This window comes from Streptomyces sp. NPDC001410 (assembly GCF_042895235.1).
In the GTDB taxonomy this organism is placed as follows: domain Bacteria; phylum Actinomycetota; class Actinomycetes; order Streptomycetales; family Streptomycetaceae; genus Streptomyces.
Genome location: NZ_JBIAWE010000017.1, coordinates 116,322 through 138,257 on the forward strand (window position 1 = coordinate 116,322; position 21,936 = coordinate 138,257).

At 73.6% G+C, this 21,936-nt stretch carries 14 protein-coding genes; 10 read left to right on the plus strand and 4 right to left on the minus strand.

The window, feature by feature from the left end; all coding sequences use genetic code 11:
• The first annotated feature begins 7 nt into the window (after nucleotides 1-7).
• The 4 genes from ACFY3C_RS32890 to ACFY3C_RS32905 are packed head-to-tail and all read left to right on the plus strand — an operon-like array spanning nucleotide 8 to nucleotide 3,728.
• Nucleotides 8-217 carry a DUF397 domain-containing protein gene (locus ACFY3C_RS32890; protein WP_390773364.1) on the plus strand — a complete coding sequence of 70 codons (210 nt, stop codon included), beginning with the start codon at nucleotides 8-10 and terminating at the stop codon, nucleotides 215-217.
• Nucleotides 218-225: 8 nt separating this feature from the next.
• Complete coding sequence (locus tag ACFY3C_RS32895; protein WP_390773365.1) at nucleotides 226-831, plus strand: O-methyltransferase; 606 nt, start codon at nucleotides 226-228, stop codon at nucleotides 829-831.
• Nucleotides 832-886: 55 nt separating this feature from the next.
• Entirely contained in the window at nucleotides 887-2,374 is a 1,488-nt protein-coding gene (locus ACFY3C_RS32900) for an acyl-CoA synthetase (RefSeq protein WP_390773366.1), read from the plus strand.
• Nucleotides 2,367-3,728 carry a carboxyl transferase domain-containing protein gene (locus tag ACFY3C_RS32905; RefSeq protein ID WP_390773367.1) on the plus strand — a complete coding sequence of 454 codons (1,362 nt, stop codon included), beginning with the start codon at nucleotides 2,367-2,369 and terminating at the stop codon, nucleotides 3,726-3,728. Before ACFY3C_RS32900 ends, ACFY3C_RS32905 begins: the two co-directional genes overlap by 8 nt.
• Before the next feature lies 1 nt (nucleotide 3,729).
• On the opposite strand, the gene ACFY3C_RS32910 is transcribed toward ACFY3C_RS32905, so the two are convergent.
• Complete coding sequence (locus tag ACFY3C_RS32910) at nucleotides 3,730-7,347, minus strand: S8 family serine peptidase (RefSeq protein ID WP_390773368.1); 3,618 nt, start codon at nucleotides 7,345-7,347, stop codon at nucleotides 3,730-3,732.
• Between the two features lie 210 nt (nucleotides 7,348-7,557).
• Between ACFY3C_RS32910 and ACFY3C_RS32915 the strand changes: the two genes are divergently transcribed.
• The 5 genes from ACFY3C_RS32915 (at nucleotide 7,558) to ACFY3C_RS32935 (ending at nucleotide 16,323) form a co-directional block, all read left to right on the plus strand.
• On the plus strand, nucleotides 7,558-7,935 hold the full coding sequence (locus tag ACFY3C_RS32915; protein ID WP_386572105.1) for a CU044_2847 family protein: 378 nt from the start codon (nucleotides 7,558-7,560) through the stop codon (nucleotides 7,933-7,935).
• Nucleotides 7,932-9,596, plus strand: a complete 1,665-nt coding sequence (locus ACFY3C_RS32920) for a trypsin-like peptidase domain-containing protein (RefSeq protein WP_390773369.1) — start codon at nucleotides 7,932-7,934, stop codon at nucleotides 9,594-9,596. Before ACFY3C_RS32915 ends, ACFY3C_RS32920 begins: the two co-directional genes overlap by 4 nt.
• A gap of 28 nt (nucleotides 9,597-9,624) precedes the next feature.
• Nucleotides 9,625-10,677: an AAA family ATPase gene (locus tag ACFY3C_RS32925; protein ID WP_390773370.1), complete on the plus strand. Its 1,053-nt coding sequence runs from the start codon at nucleotides 9,625-9,627 to the stop codon at nucleotides 10,675-10,677.
• On the plus strand, nucleotides 10,667-15,163 hold the full coding sequence (locus ACFY3C_RS32930) for an SAV_2336 N-terminal domain-related protein (protein ID WP_390773371.1): 4,497 nt from the start codon (nucleotides 10,667-10,669) through the stop codon (nucleotides 15,161-15,163). The genes ACFY3C_RS32925 and ACFY3C_RS32930 overlap by 11 nt, the downstream gene beginning before the upstream one ends.
• A gap of 122 nt (nucleotides 15,164-15,285) precedes the next feature.
• On the plus strand, nucleotides 15,286-16,323 hold the full coding sequence (locus ACFY3C_RS32935) for a rod shape-determining protein (protein ID WP_390773372.1): 1,038 nt from the start codon (nucleotides 15,286-15,288) through the stop codon (nucleotides 16,321-16,323).
• Between the two features lie 197 nt (nucleotides 16,324-16,520).
• Here the strand turns inward: ACFY3C_RS32935 and ACFY3C_RS32940 are convergent, their stop codons facing one another.
• A complete protein-coding gene (locus ACFY3C_RS32940; RefSeq protein ID WP_390773373.1) occupies nucleotides 16,521-17,906 on the minus strand; it encodes an MFS transporter in 1,386 nt (461 codons plus the stop codon).
• 91 nt (nucleotides 17,907-17,997) lie between these two features.
• Between ACFY3C_RS32940 and ACFY3C_RS32945 the strand changes: the two genes are divergently transcribed.
• Nucleotides 17,998-18,918, plus strand: coding sequence for a LysR family transcriptional regulator (locus ACFY3C_RS32945; RefSeq protein ID WP_390773374.1), 921 nt, complete (start codon nucleotides 17,998-18,000; stop codon nucleotides 18,916-18,918).
• Between the two features lie 224 nt (nucleotides 18,919-19,142).
• On the opposite strand, the gene ACFY3C_RS32950 is transcribed toward ACFY3C_RS32945, so the two are convergent.
• Both ACFY3C_RS32950 and ACFY3C_RS32955 read right to left on the minus strand, forming a co-directional pair.
• Nucleotides 19,143-20,369, minus strand: coding sequence for a serine/threonine-protein kinase (locus ACFY3C_RS32950; protein ID WP_386572092.1), 1,227 nt, complete (start codon nucleotides 20,367-20,369; stop codon nucleotides 19,143-19,145).
• A 108-nt stretch (nucleotides 20,370-20,477) separates the two neighbouring features.
• The gene (locus ACFY3C_RS32955; RefSeq protein WP_390773375.1) at nucleotides 20,478-21,935 is read right to left on the minus strand and encodes a PHB depolymerase family esterase; all 1,458 of its coding nucleotides are present in this window, start codon (nucleotides 21,933-21,935) and stop codon (nucleotides 20,478-20,480) included.
• Nucleotide 21,936 lies beyond the last annotated feature (1 nt).

The window sequence follows — 21,936 nt, forward strand, 5'->3', positions numbered from 1 at the left end:
CACCCGCATGGCCCAAACCGTCCGCTGGCAGAAGTCGTCGTACTCCGGTGGCGGCGATGGCAACACCTGCGTCGAGATCGCGGACCTGGACACTCACATATCCATCCGCGACTCCAAAGCCCCGGCCAGAGCAACCCTCACCTTCCCGACCGCAGTCTTCGTCCCCTTCATCGACGCCGTGAAGCAGAATCACACCGGCCAGGACCTCCCCACCTGAGAGAACCTGTGGCAACTCACGGCACTGACGCCTACCCCGGCCCCGACGGGCTCCCACCCCTCGTCCAGCGCGCCCTCACCACCGCCCGCACCCACCGCTTCCCCTACTCCTGCCGCCCCGAACAGGGCCGTCTGCTGCACGCCTTGGCGGGCGGTGCCCGGGCGCGGATCGGGGAGACCGGCACCGGGCTCGGCGTCGGCCTGGCCTGGCTGGTCTCGGGGGCGGGGCCGGGCGTGCGGCTGTACAGCGTGGAGCGGGATCCGGAGCGGGCGCGGTCGGCGGCCGAGGTCTTCGCCGACCGGCCCGACGTCCGTGTGCTGAGCGGCGACTGGCGGCGCATCGAGGAGTACGCCCCCTTCGACCTCCTCGTGCTCGACGGCGGCGGGCAGGGCAAGGTGCCCGGGGACACGCCCGCCGACGTCGAGCGGCTGCTCGCGCCCGGCGGGACGGTCGTCGTCGACGACTTCACCCCGGCGACCGGCTGGCCGCCGCTGCACGAGGGCGTGCCGGACCTCGCCCGGCTGCACTGGTTGGGGCATCCCGCCCTCCGCGCGACGGAACTGCGGCTCGCACCCGACCTGAGCACGGTCGTGGGGACGAGACTCCTGGTGTAGGAAGGGTGCCGAGAGCCTTTCCGAGAGCTTTTCCGACAGCCAAGGAGTGCGCCGCGTGTCCTCCCTCTTTCCCGCCCTGGCGGACGGTCCCGGCGAGCGCAGCGAGATGGGGGTCCCCCCGGACGAAGTCTGGGGGAGGGTCGCCCTGCGGTTCGGCGAACGGTCGTTGACGTACGGCGGGCTCGCGGGCGCGGCGGGCGCGCTCGCCGCGCGGATCCGCGGCGCCGACCGGGTGGCCGTGTGGGCGACCCCGGAGCTGGAGACCGCCGTGGCGGTGACGGGCGCGTTGCTCGCCGGGGTGGCCGCGGTGCCGCTCAACCCCAAGTCGGGCGAGAAGGAGCTGGCGCACATCGTCCACGACAGCGCCCCGGACCGGATCCTGGCGGCGCCCGGCGCGGAACTTCCCGCCGTCCTCGGGGAGTTGGCCCGGCTCGACGTGGACGTGTCCGAGTCCGGTGCCGTCCCGGAGGAGCAGGCCTCCGACGAGGACCCGGCGCTGGTCGTCTACACCTCCGGCACCACAGGGCCGCCCAAGGGTGCCGTCATTCCGCGCCGGGCGCTCGCCGCGACCCTGGACGCGCTCGCCGACGCCTGGCAGTGGACGGGGGAGGATGTGCTGGTGCACGGGCTGCCCCTGTTCCATGTGCACGGGCTCGTGCTGGGCGTCCTCGGCCCGCTGCGCCGCGGCGGCTCGGTGCGGCACCTGGGGCGGTTCACCGCCGAGGGCGTGGCCCGGGAGCTGAACGGCGGCGCGACCATGCTGTTCGGGGTGCCGACGATGTATCACAGGATCGCCGAGGCCCTGCCGGACGAACCGGAGCTGGTCAAGGCCCTGGCCGGGGCCCGGTTGCTGGTCTCCGGGTCGGCCGCGCTGCCCGTGCACGACCACGAGCGGATCGCGGCGGCGACCGGCCGGCGGGTGATCGAACGGTACGGCATGACAGAGACGCTGATGAACACCAGCGTGCGGGCCGACGGAGAAGTGCGCGCTGGGACCGTCGGCGTGCCGCTGCCGGGCGTGGAGCTGCGGCTGGTCGAGGAGGACGGCACAGAGGTGGCGGCGTACGACGGGGAGAGCGTCGGCGAGATCCAGGTGCGCGGCCCGAACCTGTTCACCGAGTACCTCAACCGGCCCGACGCGACCGCCGCCGCCTTCACCGCCGACGGCTGGTTCCGTACCGGCGACATGGCGGTACGGGAGAGCGACGGATACGTCCGGATCGTCGGGCGCAAGGCCACCGACCTGATCAAGAGCGGCGGTTACAAGATCGGGGCGGGCGAGATCGAGAACGCGCTGCTGGAGCATCCGGGGGTGCGGGAGGCCGCGGTCACCGGGGAGCCGGACGCGGACCTGGGCGAGCGGATCGTGGCGTGGATCGTCCCGGCGGACCCGCAGGCACCGCCCGCCGCCGAGGAGTTGGCCGGCCATGTGGCCCGCCGGCTGGCGCCGCACAAGCGGCCGCGCTTGGTCCACTACCTGGACGCGCTCCCCCGCAACGACATGGGGAAGATCATGAAGCGGGCGCTGGTGGCCGATGCCTGAGCGACTGTCGGCGCGGGAGATCCTGGCCCTGGTCGCGGACGAGGCGACCTTCGGCGAACTCCCCGGCTTGATAAGGGAAACACAGGCGGACGGCCCGCTCGGCTGGGAGGGTTACGACGCCTCGCGCGCCCGTGCCGCCGAGCGCACCGGCGAGGAGGAGTCCGTCGTCTGCGGCACCGCGAGCGTCGGGGGCACCCGGGCCGTGCTGATCGCGTTCGAGTTCGGCTTCCTCGGCGGTTCCCTGAGCGAGCGCACCGGCGACCGCCTGGAGGCGGCGTACCACCACGCCCGTGCCCACCGGCTCCCGGTCGTGCCGTTGGTCGCCACCGGCGGCAGCCGGATGCAGGAGGGCATGCTGGCGCTCACCCAGCTGCAGCGCGTGGCCCGCGAGTCGGTGCTCACCCGGGAGGCCGGCCTGCCGCAGGTCGCGGTGTTGCGGGACCCCACGACCGGCGGCGGCTGGGCCACCCTCGGCGCCGGAGCCGATGTGATCCTGGCGCTCCCGGGCGCCCAGGTGGGCTTCGCGGGCTCCCGGGTCCGGCCCCCGGACGCGGACCCGGCCGCCTACACGGCCGAGGCGCAGGTGGCGGTGGGGTCGGCGGACGCGGTGGTACGGCCCGAGGAGCTGCGGGAGACGCTGGGGCGCTGGCTGCGGCTGCTCACGGCCCCGGCCGCGGAGGCCCCGGCGCCCCAGGCCCTCGGCAGCCCGGACCTCCCGGCCACCGGCTGGGAAGCCGTCCGCCGTGCCCGCTCCCCCGAACGCCCCCGCGCACAGGCCTACTTGGACGCCTACTTCACCCACCGGGTCTCCCTCAGCGGGGACCGCTGCGGCGGTACGGACCCCGACGGCATGCTGTGCGGGTTCGGTGAGCGGGACGGCCGTACCGTGGCGTACGCGGCGCAGACCGGGGCGGCCACCCGGCCCGCCGGGTACCGCACCGCGGCCCGGCTGATCCGGCTCGCGGACCGGCTCGACATCCCGGTGCTGACGCTGGTGGACACACCGGGCGCGGCCAATGACGCCGAGGCGGAGCGGCAGGGCGCCGGGGCGGCGATCGCCGACGTGTTCGGGGCGGTGGCCGCCGCCCGGGTGCCGATCACCACGCTGGTGATCGGCGAGGGCGGCTCCGGCGGGGCGCTCGCGCTGGCCGCGCCCGGCAACACCTGGGCCACGCCGGGCAGTTACTTCTCGGTGATCGCCCCGGAACTCGCCGCGGCGATCCTCAAGCGCCCGCCCGAGGAGGTGGAGGCGACCGCGGGACAGCTGCGCATCCGGCCCCAGGACCTGGTGGAGCTGGGGGTGGTCCGCGGCATCGTCGACATCACCGCCGCCGCGGACCACCCCCTGCCCTGAGCTACTTCACTGCCACCGCCCGGATGATCTCCTGGGTCACCGAGCCGCCCTTGTCGTCGTGGGCCGAGGCCCGCAGGGAGACATGGGCGGCGCCGCGCGGCACGGTCAGCGTGCCGCGCCAGGAGGCGCCCGGGCCGGTGGTCAGGGGGACCGTCCGCCAGGTCGCGCCGTCGTCGTACGACACCTCCAGCCTGCCGCCGCCGAGGGTTCCGGTGCCGGCTGCCTTCGCCACGTACTCGGCGCCGATCCCGACCGGGACGCGCTGTCCGCCGCGCACCTTGCCCGCGAGGTCGGTGTCGACGTCGAAGGCGAGGTTGATCAGCGGCAGGTAGGTCCAGCGGTCCTCCGGGGTGGCCGCGGAGCGGAAGGTCCACTCCGTGTGGCCCTGGGTGGCGGGCTGCCACTGGCCGGCGTCCAGGGCGGTGTCGGTGACCACCTTGTAGGTGTGCTCGTCGGCGGGCGCGTCCCACACATAGACACCGGAGCTCTTGCGGCGGTCGACCAGCGTGCCGTCCAGGTAGACGGCGGTGGTCTGGCTCATCCCGCTGCCGTCGCTCCACACGTCGCCGAAGCCGGTGTGGTCGGGCCCGGAGTCACCCCAGCCCGGGGTGTTCAACTCGACCTGGTTGCCGGCGCGTTGCTGCCCCCAGCCCAGGCCGGTGCCCAGCCACGGGTGCCACACCGGGCGGAACCAGTTCAGCTCCGGCCGCGACCCGCCGTCGTACCGCACCAGACCGCTGCGCTCCTCCAGTGCCCCGTCGCGGGCGGTGACGGACTCGTGCCACAGCTGGCCGGGCCCGGTGGACACGTAGTCGGTGCGCTCGGCGGGCAGGTCGACGCGCTCCTGGAAACCGAGCCCGATCGGGAAGGTGCCGGTGATCGAGTACCGGAACTCGCCGCCGCTCACCGGCTGGGCCGCATGGAACTTCACGTGCACGGCGGCGAGTTGGCGTCCGGAGGGGGCGTAGGTGAGATCCCGGTCCGGGATCTCACCCCGGTGCCCCTGCGACAGGTCGTACACATACGGCGAGTTACGGGTGCCGATCATGTCGACGTGTCCCGCCGCCCGCAGCCGCGCCGCGTCGGCCCTGTTCACCGTGGCGATCTGCAGCGGCCGGTCGGCGTTGTCGTCCGTGCCCCACCAGGCCATCAGCCGGCCGGGCGCGTCGTCCGTCACGAACAGCGCCCTGGCGCCGGCGTCCTGGGCGGCCTGGGCCAGCGCGGCCGGGTCGGCGCCGTCGGCGAGGTGGGCGAGCACCGCCTTGCCCGTCACCCCGGTGAACGGCCCGTCCCCTACGTCGACCAGCGGGAGCCTGGCGCGCCCCTCGATCAGCGTGCCGCCCGCCTGCACGGTCGCCTCGCCGACCCCCCTGACTTCCAGCAGCGGCTTGGCCAGCCGCCACACGGTCCGGTACTCGAAGCCGCCCCGGGCGACCTTCTCGGTGGCCGCGGCGAAGACGCTGTCGTAGGTCAGGGGCACCTGGACCGCGCCGAACAGGTCGGCTCCGTTCGCGGTCCGGTCGTACTCCATGAGCAGCTGACGGGTCTCGGTGCGCCGGTCGACGTCGGCCTCGACCTCGCGCAGCTTCCTTCCGTCCAGGGTGACGTCGCGGTCCCGGTCGAGGGTGACCTCGGGGGCGGCGAGGAAGCCGAGGCCGAGCGAGTCGGGGCCGTGGCTGCCGTGCACGTCGAGGAAGGAGGCCAGGCTGTACGTGCCCGGCCTCAGGCGCAGCTTCAGGGTGCCGGAGTCGCCGACGTACGCGGGCTGGGCGTCCTCGCCCTCGGCGAGCCGCTGCACGGCGAGGTACGCGGCGGTGGGCGCGCCGTCGCGGTCCTTCACGTGGACGGTGAGCGTGTACCGCTCCTCCTCCTTGACCAGCCCGAACACGGTGTGCGCGAGCACGGTTCCGTCCGAGCCGGTGGCCACGATCTGACCGCTGCTCTCCCCGACCGGCGCCTTCGATCCGTCACCGGTGACGGTGGTGGACGCGGTGCCGTGCGCGGGCACGGTGAGCGAGGAGTCGGCGAGAACGGCGACACCGTCCGGCCCGCCCTGCACGGACAGCTTCAACTGCACGTCCTTGTCGGACGAGTTGCGGTAGGTGAGGGTCCGGGTGACCGGCTGGTTCGCCTCGTAGGGCCAGCTGTAGAAGCCGAGGTCGGCACTGCCGGTGGCAGTGACGTCGGCCTTGACGGCGTCGGACACGCTCACCCGCCCTGCACCCAATTGGTAGGCGGAGGAGTCGAGTTGCCTGCTGCTGGACATGAGGGCGTCCTTCAACTGCGCGCCGGTCCAGTCGGGATGCTCCTCGGCGAGCAGGGCGGCGGCGCCCGCGACATGCGGGGTCGCCATGGACGTACCGCTCAGGGAGGTGTAGTAGCCGCTGCCGGAGACGAGTTGGGAGCGGGCGGCGAGGATGTCGACGCCGGGCGCCGAGAGGTCCGGCTTCAAGGCGTTGTCGCCGTACCGGGGTCCGGCGCTGGTGAAGTAGGCGGCCTGGTCGGCGGAGTCCACCGCGCCGACGGTGAGGGCCGCGTCGGCGGCGCCGGGCGAGCCGATGGAGGACGGGGCGCCGGTGTTGCCGGCGGCGATGACGAAGAGGGCGCCGGTCTCCTCGGAGAGGGTGTTCACCGCCTGGGCCATGGGGTCGGTGCCGTCGCTGGCCTCGGTCGAGCCCAGGCTCATGGAGATCACCCGGGCGTGCACGTCCCGCGCCGCCCACTCCATGCCCGCGATGATCTGGGACTCGCTGCCCGAGCCCTGGTCGCTGAGCACCTTGCCGACGGCGAGGCCGGCACCGGGCGCGACCCCCTTCTCCTTGCCGTCGGAGGCGGCTCCGCTGCCGCCGACGGTGGAGGTGACGTGGGTGCCGTGCCCGTTGCGGTCGGCGACCTCCTGCCCGTCGATGAAGCTCTTGGTGGCGGTGACCCGGTCGGTCAGGTCGGGGTGGCTCAGGTCGACGCCGGTGTCGAGGACGGCGACCGTGACGCCCTTGCCGGTGAGCCCCGCGTCCCAGGCGGCCTGGGTGCCGATCTGTGCGTTGCTCTCGGCCATGTCGGCCTTGACGCGCCCGTCGAGCCAGACCTTGCCGACACTGTGGCGGTGCGTGAAGGACCGCCAGAAGGCGCGCCCCCGCTCCGCCTCGACGGCGGCCCCCCGCAGGCTGGGCAGCGTCCGGGTCTTCTCCGCCCCGTCCGGGGTGACGGCCCGCGCACCCTTGCCGTAGGTCACGATCAACGGCGTCGCGTCGGCCTTGGCGTCCGTGAGCCCCTGCCGGATCAGCCCGCTCACGTCGAACAGCCGCCGGTCCAGGGTGCCGGCCCGCAGATAGGGCAGCGCCTCGTCCGGTACGACGCTGATGTCGCCGTTGCTCACCTGCGTCCGAACGGCGCCCGTGGCCCCTCGGGGCCGCTGCACGGCGACCGTCCTCCTCCCCTGCCCGAGGTCGGTGACGGTCACCCGGTCGCCGGTGACGAGGGTGACGGTGGTGGCGGCGTCCGGGGTGCGCTGAGCCGCGGTGGCGGCCTGCTGCGCGACCGCCGGGGCCGTCGGCGACAGGGCGATCACGAGCCCCGTCGCGAGCAGCGCCGCCCCGCGTCTGACTGGTCCTCTGGTCATCCACGCCTCTTCTCGTGTCGAGCGCGTCGAGTGCTGGGACGAGTGTCATGTGCCGTGTGGTGCGGGGGTGTTGACCGTCGGTGGCGAAAAGGCGTCCTGGCGGTTTCCCGCCACCGGCGACGCGCGGCACGGGTCGAACCGGGGACAGCCTCACTCCCCGTCCGTAACAATGGACTTGGCCGTCGATCAGGAACACGGGGGTAAGACGCCATGAACAAGCTGATGGAGTTCACCACGGAGGACGGCGCCGTCGTCGTGGTGGAGGCCACGGACGGCGCGAGCGGCACCCGGCTCGTCTCCCGCGGCGAGAACGGCGGCCCGGCGGCCCAGGCCGCCCGCACCTTCGAGGGCACCCTGGACGGCGTCCGCTCGGCGGCCCAGTCCGCACTCCGTGTCTTCCGCGACGGCACGCTACGGCCCGACTCCGTGGAGCTGGAGTTCGGCGTGAAGCTGAGCGCGGAGGCTGGAGCGGTCATCGCGAAGGGGGCGGCGGAGGGGCAGCTGGTGGTGAAGCTGAGCTGGTCCTCGAAGGACGCGACACCGGCTGCCGCCGCCGACGCGGATCCGGAGCCGGCTCCCGGGTCATGAGCAGGGATGCCTGGCACGCCCGGATCGAGTACGGCGGCGCGGTCGCGGGGGCGGGCTTTCTGGTGGCTCCCCGTACGGTGCTGACCTGCGCGCATGTCGTACGGGACGGTGAGCCGGGGCTGCTGTCGGTGTCGTTCCCGAACCGGCCCGACCTCGGCGTGCTGCCGGCGGCCGTGTCGGCGCACGGCGGCTGGGCGGGCGGCGTGACCGACCCGGGTGACCTCGCCGTACTCGAACTGGCCGATGAGGTGCCGCTGAGCGCCGCCCGGTTCGCTCCGCCGGGCATCGAACTCGGCCTCGCCACCCAGGTCCTGGTCGCCTACGGGTTCCCGGACGGGTACGACGAGGGGCAGCTGGCCGAGTACCGGGCCGTGTCCGCCACGCGGATCGCGGACGAGTGGGTGCAGCTGGAGGCCGTCACGGGACACGGGCAGCCGCTGACGCACGGCTTCAGCGGGGCCGCGGCCACCCTCCCGGACGGCCGGGTGGTCGGCATGATCGCGCAGGTGGCGGGCGAGCACGGCGTACGGGTCGCCCGGATGCTGCCCACGGAGGTGCTGGCCCGTCACTGGCCGGGCTTCGGCGAGCTGGTCCCGGCCCACGGCGACTCCCCCGACGCGGCGAGACGGCTGTACGGGCTGGTGAGACGGGCGGCGGACGCCTCTTTGGACTGCGACCCGAACCGGCTGTACAGGGACGCCGTGGGCCCCTTCGGCCCGCCACTGCCCCCGGACGGCTTCTCTTCGCTGCGGTCGGCGGCCGGGTATGTGCACTGGGAGGTCGAGGACCCCGACGCGTTATCGAGGTTCGCGGACCGGCTGGAGGAGCTGCTGTCCGCACCCCCTGCCTCCGCCGCTGTCTCCTGGTCCCCCATCCTGGTCGAGCTGGACCGCAGCGGCGCCGGCGCCGACCAGGTCACGGTCGAGGTGTCCGCGTACCGCGACGGACTGCGCCGGCCCGTGGGCGCGGTCCGGCTGCCCCGTGCCCGGGTGCGGGCCTACGTCCAGGAGTGTGTGGACGAGGCGTTCACACACCTGGCCCCCGGGGCCGACGAGTTGATCACGTTCGTACTGCCGCGTGAGTGGCTGAACGAGCCGGTGGCCCACTGGGAGTGCGGTCCCGACGACTCCACGCCCCTGGGTTGCGCCCACCCCTTGGTCGTCGCGGACCGGTCCCGCCACCACAGCGCCCGCCTGCGCCACCAACTGGGCAAGAAGTGGCAGAAGTCGGGGACCGGATCCACGTCCCCGACCGTGCACCGCGTCGACTGCGGCAACCGGGAACGCCCGGCCGGCCTGCGCAAGCGGCTCAAGGACAAGGAGGCCGAGCTGGCGCTGTACGCCACCCCGCCCGTCGCCGCGCCGGCCCACTTCGAGGCGGGTCTGAACACCCCGGTACCGGTCCTGCTCTGGCCGCGCGAGGGCTGCCCCGGCGCCGACCACGGCACGCCCTGCGCGGGCACCGACTTCCTCGACGGACTCGTCCCGTACCTCCACGGCGTCTCGCCCGCCGAACTGCCCCGTCTCATCCAGACGCTGCGGGAGGAGGTGGAGGCCGCCGACGACCCGGACCAGCACTGGGCCCGGGACGTCCAGCTCCTGTGGGACGACCCGCGCTGCTTCCCCGAACCCCCGGCCAGCCTGCACACCCCTGTCGCCTGAACAGCCCCCCCCCACGGAGAACGAACCCATGCCCCTGTGGCCCGTGTACACCGGCACGAAGGAGCCGCACGACGGCATCACCGAGCTGCCCGCTCCCCCGCCCTGGCGGGCCTTCGACGGCGGCCCCGAGCTGGACACCCCCGCCGACGACGCCGACACCGCGGCCACCTCACCCGACCGCGCCCACCGTGCCACGACCTACCGGGCCACCGCGCAGACCGTCCAACTGGTCAACGCGGCCCTCTACCTGCGCCGCCCCCTCCTCGTCACCGGCCCGCCCGGCACCGGCAAGTCCTCCCTGGCCTACGCGGTGGCCAGGGAGCTGAAGCTCGGCCCGGTCCTGCGCTGGAACATCACCAGCCGCAGCACCCTGCACGACGGCCTGTACCAGTACGACCCCCTCTCCCGCCTGTACGCGGCCCGCCAGGCGGCGGCCGCCCGCACCCCCGGCACCACCGCACCCCAATCCGGTATCCCCGAATCCGGTATCGAGGACCACCTGCGCCTCGGCCCCCTCGGCACCGCCCTCCTCCCGTACGCCCGCCCCCGCGCCCTGCTCATCGACGAGATCGACAAGAGCGACCTGGACCTGCCCAACGACCTCCTGAACGTGCTTGAGGAAGGCCAGTACGAGATCCCCGAGCTGGTCCGGTCGTCCGGGAACGGGGGCGAGGACCCGAAGGCCATGGTCATGGTCGACGGCACCCACGAGCGCGTGCCGGTCGACCGCGGCCGGGTCCGCTGCCGGGCCTTCCCCTTCGTCGTCCTCACCAGCAACGGCGAGCGCGAGTTCCCGCCCGCCTTCCTGCGCCGCTGCGTCACCCTGCGGCTGCGCCAGCCCGACGACTTCCACCTCGCCGACATCGTCCGCGCCCACTTCGACGGCGAACCCGACGGCTACGCGCGGGACCTGATCGACCGGTTCCTGTCCCGCGCGAGCGGCGGCGACCTGGCCACCGACCAGTTGCTCAACGCGATCTACCTGGCCCGCTCCTCCGACCTGCCGGCGGACTCGCTGGACGAGCTGGCGGAACAGCTCATGCCCTACCTCGGCGAGGCCCAGCGCTCCGATGCCTTCTGACCGTCCCGGCTCCCCCGACCCGCTCGCCCGCCTGGCCGACGTCCTGGCCGCGGCGGCGGACGGCGTGCGCCCGACCCCGCTGGAGCTGGCGGAACTGCTGTGGCTGGCCCGGCAGCTGGAGCCGGCCGACGAGGAGCGGCGGACCTCGGCCCCGACGCCCGCCCCGGACCTACCGCAGAAGCAGCCCCCGCCCCCGCAGGCGGAACCCCCGGCCGCCCCGACGGCACCGGATCCCGCCCCGACCGCGCCCCACGATCCACCCCACAATCCGCCCCGCGTCCCGCTCCACCTGCCGTCCCGCACCCCCTCCGCACCCGGCAGGCACGCCTCCCTGCTGGCACCGGCACCCCCGATGCTCCGCCACCCGCTGGGTCTGCAACGCGCCCTGCGCCCCCTCAAACGCCGTACCGACGCCCCCTCCGGTCACCGGCTGGACGAGCGGGCGACGGCCGACCGCATCGCCCGCATCGGCGCGGCCCCCGAGTTCTGGCTGCCGGTGCTGCGCCCCGCCCAGGAGCGCTGGCTGCGGCTGAACCTGGTGTACGACACCGGGCCGACGATGCCCGTGTGGCGGCCCCTCGTCCACGAACTGCACACGGCGCTCGCCCAGTCGGGCATCTTCCGCACCGTGACGCTCCTGCGCGCCGCTCCCGACGGCACGGTCCACGGCCACGGCGCGCACGCCCCCGCCGACGGCCGCACGGCCACCCTCGTGATCAGCGACTGCATGGGCCCGCAGTGGCGGGAGGGTCCCGCCGGCACCCTCTGGTACGACACCCTGCTCCGCTGGGCGCGCCGGATGCCCCTGGCCGTCGTACAGCCCCTCCCGGAACATCTGTGGCGGGACACGGCCCTGCCGACGACGCCGGGCCGTCTGTCGGCACCGCACCCTGTGGCCGCCGCGGCGACGCTCACGTTCACGCCGTACGAACGGCAGGAGCGACACGAGCACCACGAGCACCACGAGTCCTACGACTCCGCGACGCCGTACGGGCCGAGGGGCCCGCAGGAGAGCCAGGACGCCGTCCCCCTCCCCGTGCTGGAGTCCGAGCCGGCGTGGCTGGCGCACTGGGCCGCGCTGCTCACGACCGCCGGCGGGGCGGAGTTCCCGGCCGCGGTCGCCGAGTTGGGCCGCCCGCTGCCGGCCCGCTCCGGTGACCGTACGGACGTGGGACTGCTGTCCGCCGAGGAACTGGTCCTGCGGTTTCGCGCGACCGCCTCCCCCGAGGCGTTCCGGCTGGCCGGCCATCTCGCGGTGGGCCGCCCCGACCTGCCCGTCATGCGCCTGGTCCAGGCCGCCCTCGAACCGGATCCGCGCCCCCAGCACCTGGCCGAGGTCATCCTCAGCGGCATGCTCGCCACCGTCCCCGGCGGCCCGCCCGGCTCCTACGCCTTCCGGGACGGTGTACGGGACCTGCTCCTGCTCAGCCTGCCGCGCACCGCCCGCCATCGCACCACCGAACTCCTGGACCGCATCGGCGAACTGATCGACAGGCGAGCGGGGCGGGCGCCGGGCGAGTTCCGGGCCTCGACGGCGGCACCCTCCGACACCGGCACCGACGTGGAGGGCGAGGCGTTCGCGACGGTCAGCCAGGACAGCCTGCGGCGGCTGTCCGATTCCGCCGGGCGGGGCGGGCTGTTCGCGGGGCGGTACCTGCTGGTCAGATCGAAAGGATCGCAGGGCATCGACTGGGTCGCTCAGGACACCCGGCGGGGGGACGAGACGGTCCTGGTGCGCGTGTACCTGCGTTCGCCGGACTGGCTCCGCATCGGCTTCGCGGACATCGCCCAGCGGCTCAGCCAGGTCGACCATCCGGGGATCGCGGCCATCAGGGATTACGGCACGGACAGCGATGTGCCCTACCTGGTCCGGGAGTTCGTCGACGGCCGGAGTCTGTACCAGCGGCTCAAGAGCGCACCGCACGGCCTGCCCGCAGGCGAACTCGTCGCCCTCGTCCCCTCTCTCGTCGAGGCCGTGAACGCCCTGCACGCGCAGGCGGGGCCGCATGGGGGGCTGGTCGCGTCGCACGTCATCCTCACACCGCGCGGGCCGGTCCTGGACGTCAGCTCCTTCGGCATCGGAGGCCGCGGGGACGATCTACGGGCGTTGGGGCACATCGTGCGTGCCATGCACCGAGGCCCGTCCGACGAGCAGCAACTCCCGCTACCTCCAGAGAACTTGTCCCTTCCCCGACAGCTCGAAGAGGAACTGGACACGGCCGTCACGGAACTGCTCTCCGACAGCCTGGAGACCCAGCTGCGCGGCGCCGACCGGCTCCTCCGTCTGCCCCCGCACCGGGAGCGCACCCTCGGCTTCTCCCTCCTGGGCCCGCTCCGCGTCACCCGGGACGGCGTGCCCCTCGCCCTCGACCACCCCGAAGAACAGGCGCTGCTGTGCGTGCTGTTGCTCCACCACGGCGAGCCCGCCACGCACGACGAACTGGCCACCGGGCTCTGGGGGCCGCCCGACCGCCACGGCTCACGTGCCCTCCTGGACACGTACCTCAGCCGGCTGCGTCACCTTCTCGGGCCGGACGCGGTGACCACCGAGGGCGGATACGCCCTGCGGCTGGACCGTGTGTCCGGCCCTGACGACTACGACGTCTTCCGCGTCCGCCGCCTGGCCGACGAGGCCGAGCGGTCCCGCACCGCCGGAGACCTGGCACGCAGCCGCCGACTGGCGCAGGAGGCGCTGGGGCTGTGGCGGGGCGAGCCGCTCGACGGCGTTCCGGGACCGGTCGCCCGGCACACCCGGGACGACCTCGACGCCCTGCGTCGTACGCTCGGCGTTCTGGCCGAAGAGCCCATCGACAACCGCCCCGAGATCCACTTCAGGACCGACGAACTCACCGGCCGCCCCGAAGTCCGTATCACCCTCGAAGCCACGGTGCACGAGATCCTCGCGCGCGGCTCCCTCACTCCCCGCCAGTACGCGGTGGTCGTCGGCCCGGACGGCTACCTCGTGCGTATCGAGCCCGGCGTCTTTCTGCTCCCCGTCCTGGTGGCCGTCCTGCGTGAACTCCCGCACGCGCTCGCCCGCCTGACCGATCCTCCGCGTCTCCGGGTGACGTTCGGGGGGCAGTTCTACGACCGGACGCCGAACGCGGCCTGGGACGTGATGGTCGTCGTACCACCCGCGCTGTACGAGGACTTCGCCGCCAGTTCCGCCGCCCAGGGTTCGGTGCGCTTCAGGCCGCTGTTTCCCGACGACTCCACGGACACCCCGCCGAACGCCTGGTACTGCTTTCTTCTGCCGGCGTCCGCCGAACCGACGGAACACGACCTGGTCCAGGGCCCCTTCATCACGCACGACCTGCACCAGCTCGGCATCCCCACCCCGGGCCGCACGGCGATCGTCCACACGCGGCCGGACGGCCCGTTCACGCTGCTCAACCCGGTCCAGCCGTACGGCACGCGGCCGCCCCGCCCGGAGACCTGCTACTCGGTCGACCTCACCCCGCAGCAGGCCCGTCACACGGTCTCTCTGCCCAGTTCCGGCAAGGGCGCGTTCACCGCCGCGGTGGAACTGTCCTGGCATGTCGACGATCCGGTCGCCTTCGTCCGCGGTGAGACCGTCGGCATCTTTGGGCTTCTGCTGGAGCATCTGCGCGACGCGGCGGTCCGCATCACCCGCCGTCATCCGCTGCGCCGGGCCGGCGCGGCCCAGCGGGCGGTGAACGCGGGAGTGCGCAGCTGGCCGGTGCCGGGTCTGTCGGTGTCGTACGCCGTGCATCTGACCCCGGAAGGGATGTCCGCGCCGGTGCCGGCGCAGTCGGCTCCGTCGCGGCGTCGGCTGTCGTCCGTGCTCGCCGACGCCGAAACCGTGCTGATCGGCTTCGACGGTCCCCTCGCCCGGCTGTTCTCGGCGCAGACGGCACGTGAGGCGGCCCTCGACCTGCTGTCCGTCGTCGCCGAGCACCGCGACCCCGAAGAAGCGCTGCGGGGCCGGCCGCCGGCGGTCGCGGGCGCCGCCGGCCGGGAGACGTTCGTGCATCCGCTGGACCTGCTGCGCGCCTTCGCCCACGACCCGCTCGGCCCCCAGCTGCGGGCGCGCCTCGACGACCTCGAACTGGATGCCGTTCCCGACGCGCCCACGACGCACCGCTCCGTGGCGCTCGTCCGCGCCCTGCACCATTCCGGCCGTCGCGTGGGCGTGGTGACGGACGTGGGCGCACAGGCCGTCCGCCGCTACCTGGAGCCCTACCGTCTGCCCCTGACGGGGATCCACGGCCGCCGCGACGACCTCGGCCTGCTGATGCCCCACCCCGACTGCCTTCAGCGCGCGCTGGACGCCCAGGGCACACCGGTCGCCGCGGGCGTCCTGATCAGCTCCTCGATCGCCGAACTCACCGCCGCCCAGCAGCTCGGCCTCCCCTTCGTCGGATACGCCCCCACCTCCGCCGGGCGCCGGCACCTGCGCGAGGAGGGCAGCGAGGTCACCGTCTCGTCCCTCGAACCTCTGCTGGAAGCCGCCCGCTCCCTCTGAAACCCCCCATTCAGCCGCGCCCCGCCCGGCCCCCTCCCGCAGGCGCGCCGCCGAAATCCCCCAGAGGATGCGAAAGAAGCCGCCGTCCGGCCGCAAAGCCTGCGCACTCGGGAGGATCCGCCGTGACCGTCAGTCTGGAGCAGCTGCGCCGTTGCCACTTCGGCGTCGATCTGGGTGCGGCCCGTACCCGGGTGTATGTGAAGGGTGCCGGTCTCGTCGTCGACCAGCCCTCGGTCGCGGCCGTGAACACGCGTACCGGTGCCCTCATCGCGGTGGGCGAGTTCGCGGAGCAGATGACCGGGAAGACACCGGGTTACATCAGTGTCCAGCGGCCCGTCTCCGGCGGCACGATCGTCGACATCGAGATGGCCCAGCGCATGCTGCGCCACCTGCTCGGCGACAAGATGCGCAAGTGGCTGCGCCGCAAGCCCCGGCTGCGCGCGGCGGCCTGCACCCCGCACGGCGCGGACCCGCTGGCCCAGCGGGCGACGATCGAGACGCTGGTCGGGCTGGGTGCGCGGCGGGTGGAGCTGGTGGACACGCTCATCGCGGCCGCGGTGGGGTGCGGGCTGCCCGTGGAGCAGCCGGAGGCCAGCATGATCATGGTGTGCGGGGCGGCGGCCACGCAGGTGGCCGTGCTGTCGCTGGGGTCCATCGTGGTGGCCGAGCGGATCCCGGTGGGCGGGGAGGCCGTGGACCACGCGATCGTGCAGCATCTGCGGCACCAGCACGAGCTGATGCTGCCCAGCCGGGCCGTACGGCCGCTGCAGCTCGCCCTGTCCGGCAACGGGCTCACCCCGCACGGACCGACCTCGACGGAGATCCACGGGCGGGACGTGGCCACCGGGCTCGCGCGCAGCGTGCACGTCGACACCGCCGCCGTGCGCGGCGCCATCCAGACCCCGCTGTTGGCGGTCCTGGACGGGATCGGCAAGGTGCTGCGCGACTGCCCGCCCGACCTGGTGGCCGACGTCGCCGAACGCGGGATGATGATGGTCGGCGGCTCCGCGCTGCTGCCCGGCCTGGACCAGATGCTCCGCCAGGCGACCGGCATCCCGGTACACATCGCCGAACGGCCCGAGTTGTGCGCCGTACAGGGTCTCGGGGCCATGATGGAGGGCCGGATCGAGCCACTGCTCCTCGACCCACTGGCTGCCTGAGGCGGCCCGGCGCCCGTACCCGACGATCCCGTCCCCCTGGTCGACGGCGAGCCGTTCGGGTGGCTCCGTCTCGCCGACCGGCACGGTGGCGGGCCGTTCACCGCCGAGGACGAGCAGCTGTTGCGGATGCTGGGACGCAGGCAGGCAACGCCCGGTTGTACGAGGCGGCCCGGCAGCGCGAGCGGTGCATCGTGGCGTCAGGCACTGGGTCTGGCCGTCGCCCCGGCCACCAGCAGCACCGCCGACAGGCCGATGCCTATGAGCACGTAGCCGGAGGTGGTGAGCGCGCCGAGGGTGCCGAGCACCGCGACGCCCAGTGCCGAGCCCGCCTGCCGGATGCCGTTGAGCGCGCCCTGACTGGTGGCGGAGTACTCGGGCGGGGCCGAGACGGCCATCGCGGCGGCGGCGCCCGGGATGGACAGCGTGCCGGTGGCAGCGAGCGCCAGTTCGGCGGCGACGATCAGCGGCAGCGACGGGTGGTGGCCGCCGCAGAAGGCCAGCAGCACACCGGCGACGACAGAGGCGGACATGCCGGTCAGCAGGACCGGGCGAGGGCCGTAGCGGGCCACCAGCCGGCCGGTGAAGAAGGGCATGACGCACACGGGGAACGCGATCGGCAGGGAGGCCAGTCCGGCCTTGAGCGGGGTCAGGTCGTAGGTGTGCTGCAGCCACACGGCGAACATGTACATCCCGCCGAAGTAGGCGAAGCAGGACACCGCTGCCGCAACCATGGCCGCCCGCACCTTCGGCAGGGCGAGCAGCGCCGGCGGCAGGACCGGGGAGGCCACCCGGCGCTCCACCACGGCCACCGCGGCGAAGCACACCAGTGCGGCCGCGACGGGAACCAGGGCGAGCGGTGCGCCCCAGCCCTCGATGCCGGCCTCGACCAGGCCGAAGGTGAGCAGGCCGAGACCGGCGGTGGACAGGGCCAGGCCGGGGCGGTCCAGCGCACGGGTGGCCCGCACGGGCGGCACGGGCAGCCGACCGGCGAGGAGTAGCGCGGCCAGCGCGATGGGCGGGTTGACGAGGAACACCAGGCGCCAGCCGCCGAGTTCGACCAGGGCGCCGCCGAGCACGGGTCCGGCCGCCGCTCCCAGACCGCTGAGCGCGGCCCATGAGCCGATGGCGCGGGTGCGGCGTGCGGGATCGGGGTTCAGGTGGATCAGGAGCGCCAGGGAGGCGGGCACCAGACCGGCGCCGGCCGCGCCGAGCAGCGCGCGCCCGGCGATCAGCGAGCCGACGTCGGGTGCGAGGGCGCAGGCCACGGACACGACGGCGAAGAGGCCGAGCGCGGACGCGTACACGCGCCGGGCGCCCCACCGGTCGGCGATGACACCGCCGGCCAGCAGCAGCCCGGCGAAGACGACCGTGTAGGCGTCGACGGCCCAGGGCAGTGCGGCGGCGGCCGGGCGCAGCGACTTCTGCACGTCGGGCACCGCGACGTTGAGGATCGAGGTGTCCAGCAGGACGAGCAGGTTTCCGGTGGCGATGCCGGCGAACGTCAGCTTGGAGGGAGCCGCGGAAGGCTCGGGTGCGGGCGCGGCGACTTCCGGGAGGCGGGACACGGGGTCGGCTGTGGTCATGGCCGCAGCGTCTCCTGGCACCCGCGTGGCCTGCGACGCCGCACTTCCGATGGCCCCATCGGAAAGTCCGATGGGCGGTTAGGCTGCTCCGGTGGACTCTCGCTATCTGCGCGCCTTCGTCGCGGTCGCCGACCACGGCGGCATCTCCGCCGCCGCACAGGCCCTGGGATACGCACAGTCCAGCGTCAGCGCCCAGCTCAAGCGGCTGGAGGCGGACCTGGGCGTGAGCGTGCTCGTACGCGCGGGCACGGGAGCGGTGCTCACCGAGGCGGGTGTCCGGCTGCTGCCGCACGCGCGTGAGGCGCTGGAGTTGGAAGAGCTGATGCGGCGGGCGGCCCGCGGCGACCGGCCGCGGCTGCGGATCGGGGCACAGGAGTCGCTGGCGCACGTGTGGATGCCCGATGTGCTGGCCGCCCTGGAGTACGGCGCGGCCGGCACGGACGCCGGAGCGGACATCGAGCTGACGATGGCCAGCCGCAGGGCGCTGGAACAGGCCTTCGCCGCAGGTGGGTTGGACCTGGTCTTCCAGTACGACAACGGCGTCCGCACGCTCGGCCCGCACGCGGTGGTCGGACACGACCGGACGGTCCTGGTGGCGGGGCCCGGCCATCCGCTGGCCCGGCAGGAGCTGGTGACGCCCGAGCAGATGGTGCGGTACGACTTCCTGGTGGCCGAGCCCGGGTGCACCTCGGAGATGCTGGTGGACCGCTTCGGCACGGACCTGCTGGCCGGGGCCCAACTGGCGGTGATCCAGGGGTCGCTGTCGGCACTGCTGCGGCTCACCGGACACGGGCACGGTGTCTCGCTGCTGCCGGAGCTGGCGGTCGCCCGGGAGCTGCGGGAGGGCGAGCTGGTCGAACTGCGGCTGGCCGAGCGGATCCGCCCGGTCAGCATCGTCGCCCAGTGGCGTCCGCGGCTGGGACCGGGTGATCGCACCCTGCGCGCGCTGCTCGACGTGGCCCGGCGCGCAGACCCGCTGCCCGAGGTGACCCGGGCGGCGCGGGCTTCCTGATCCTTCAGGTCGTCAGTACGGCAGGATGCGCCCCGAGGGCGTCCTGCGGTCGATCTCCTGCCCGCGCGGGGCGGCGGGACGACGAATGACACGTACCCGGATCCGACGGTCCATGACGCCCTCCTTCTGCCGGCACCGCCCCTTCGGCAGCTCCCGTAGGAGGTGCGTGCCCAGGGCGGAGCATGTCCAAGCCAAGTACAGGCCATGTATTGGTTCTTGAACGGCTACCGGCCGGCCAGGTAGCGGCCGAGGACGTGGTCGAGGTGGGCGATCCATTCGGCGAGCCGGGCCGAGCGGCGGGCGTTCAGCTCGCAGGAGTACACGCCGCCGTCCCACAACCGCACCGTCACGGTGAGCCGGCTGCCGCGCGGGGAGGGCGTACGTACGACACCGGCGATCTCCGCCCACTCGAAGTCCGCCGCAACGCCGCCGACTTCGAGGATCACGCCGCTCGCGTTCACGACGACCCGGGAATCCCGGTCGGTGAACTCGACCTCCGGTGCGCCGTACGCAAGCGGCGGCCCGAAGCCGTACGGGACCTGCGGCGGGGTCGCGGGCGGCGGGGGGAGGTGCGGGGACATCGGGGGTGGAGCCGGCGTGGCCGCCTGGTGCGGGGGCGTCGCGGGTGCGGCGACCGTCGGGGTGTACGGCGTCGCGGCCGGCGGGGTCCGGTCCTGCGGTTCCCCGGTCAGCCGGTCCAGCAGTTCGGTGGGTGTCGGCCGGTCCGCGGGGTCCTTGGCCAGGCATGCCGACACCAGGTCGACCAGATCGGCGGGTACGGCGGAGACGTTCGGCGGCTCGTGCACGGAGCGGTACATCAGCCCCATGGGCGTGCCCTCGCCCCAGGCGCTGCCGCCGGCCGCGGCGACCAGGATGGCGCCGAGGGCGAACACGTCGGCGGCGCCGGTCACATCGTTGCCGAGGGCCTGTTCGGGGGCGAGGAAGCCGGGCGTGCCGAAGGCGGTGCCGGTGGCGGTGAGGCGGGTGGACTCGACGGCCCGGGCGATGCCGAAGTCGAGGACGCGCGGCCCGTCCTCGGCCATGATGATGTTGCCGGGCTTGAGATCGCGGTGCACCAGACCGCAGGAGTGGATGGACTCCAGCGCCTCGGCGAGCGCGGCGGCCAGCGACCGCAACTGCTGCTCGTCCATGGCGCCTTGGGCGGCGAGCCGGGCCGCGAGGGTGGGTCCGGGGATGTAGGCGGTCGCCAGCCACAGCGGGTCGCCGTCGACGTCCGCGTCCACCACCGGCGCCGTGTGGAAGCCGCCGACCGTACGGGCCGCCTCGACCTCGCTGCGGAACCGCTCGCGGAAGACCGGGTCCGCCGCCAGCTCGGACTTGGCGACCTTCAGCGCGACCGCCCGACCGCCCCGCGTCCGCGCGAGAAAGACGGTCCCCATTCCTCCCTCACCGAGCTTGCGCTCGACGAGGTAGCCCCCTATGCGTTCCATGCGCACAGTATGAACGCCGGCACGTCATGGGACTCGGCTGCCCGCTCAAGAGCCCGGCGTCAGGATGCCCCTACGGCGTCAGGACGGGCAGCCCGAGTCGGCGATCACTTAGTAGCCGGACGAGGTCTCCTCAAGGGTGTGGGTGACGGCGACGTTGTAGAGGCCCATGTTCTGGTCGGATCCGTTGGCGTAGACGTAGCCGAGGCTCTGGTGGGCTCGGCCCGCCGCGACCTGGTTGTAGTTGTTGTCCGTGAAGCACTGCGGCTGGTACCCGGTGGTCGTGGCCGAGACCGTCGACGACCGGGTGCCGACCACGCCGCCGGAGTCCACGGCCGCGACGGTGTAGGTGTCCGTCGTGCCGGAGCCGAGCCCCGTGTCGGTGTACGACGTGCCGTCGGTCGAGCCGACCTTGCCGCCGCCGCGGTACACGTTGTACGACGCCGCGCCGCTCACCGCGGACCAGGACAGCGACACGCTGGTGTCGGTCGTGCCGGTGACGGTGAGCCCGGTGGGTGCCGGGAGGCTGCCGGTGCCGCCCCCGCCGGCGCCGTCCAGACCCCAGAACTTCGCGGTCCAGTACGACGAGCAGATGGAGTCGAGGTAGTACGTCCCGGTGCTGCCGCACTGGTCGGTGCCGGAGCCGGGGTCGACCGCGAGGCCGTGTGCCATGCCGGAGACGGAGAAGGTCTCCACCGCGGGCTTGCCGTTCGTGTCGTTGTACACGGCCTGTGTGGTGCCGCCGGTCAGGGTGGTGGTCGAGGACGGGGTCTGGCCGATGCCCCAGACGTCGGTCCACTGGTCCCGTTCCTCGGTCGCGTTGGCCGGGTTGACCGTGGTGTCACCGGTGCCCTGCCAGATCGCGACGCGCGGCCAGGGCCCGCCCCAGCCGCCGGAGGCACTGCGGACCGCGTCGCCCCACTGCCTCGGGGTCTTGTTCACCGCGTTGTACTCGCAGGTCAGCCCGCTGGAGAGATCGGTCGCGCAGCCCGCTGGGATGCCGGAGTCGATGGCGCCGCCCGCGAACACGTCGGGGTAGTCGGCGAGCATGACCGAGGTCATCCCGCCGCCGGCCGACAGTCCCGTGACGTAGACGCGGCCGGGGTCGCTGCCGTAGTGGGACTTGGCGTAGTCCACCATCTGTTTGATCGACAGCGCCTCGCCCTGGTCACGGGTGTAGTCGGAGGACTGGTACCAGTTGAAGCAGGAGTTGGCGTTGTTGGAGCTGCTGGTCTGCGGGAGGACCAGAGCGAAGCCGTACGTGTCGGCGTACTTGGGCCAGCCGGAGTGGCTGTAGTAGTCGCCGGCGCTCTGGGTGCAGCCGTGCAGGGCCACGACCAGCGGTGCGCCGGAGGGCAGGTTGTCGGGGACGTACTGGAACATCCGCAGACTGCCCGGGTTGGAGCCGAAGCCCGTGACCTCCTGCAGGCTCGCGGCCTGCGCCTGCGTCGGGGAGAGTCCGAGGACCACGGCGATCAGGGACAGGACCACCGCCGCCGCGGAGGCGGGACGGGGCCATGCCAGGCGCCAGGAGCGGCGGGGTGTGGACGGGCGTGAAGTGGGGTTCATC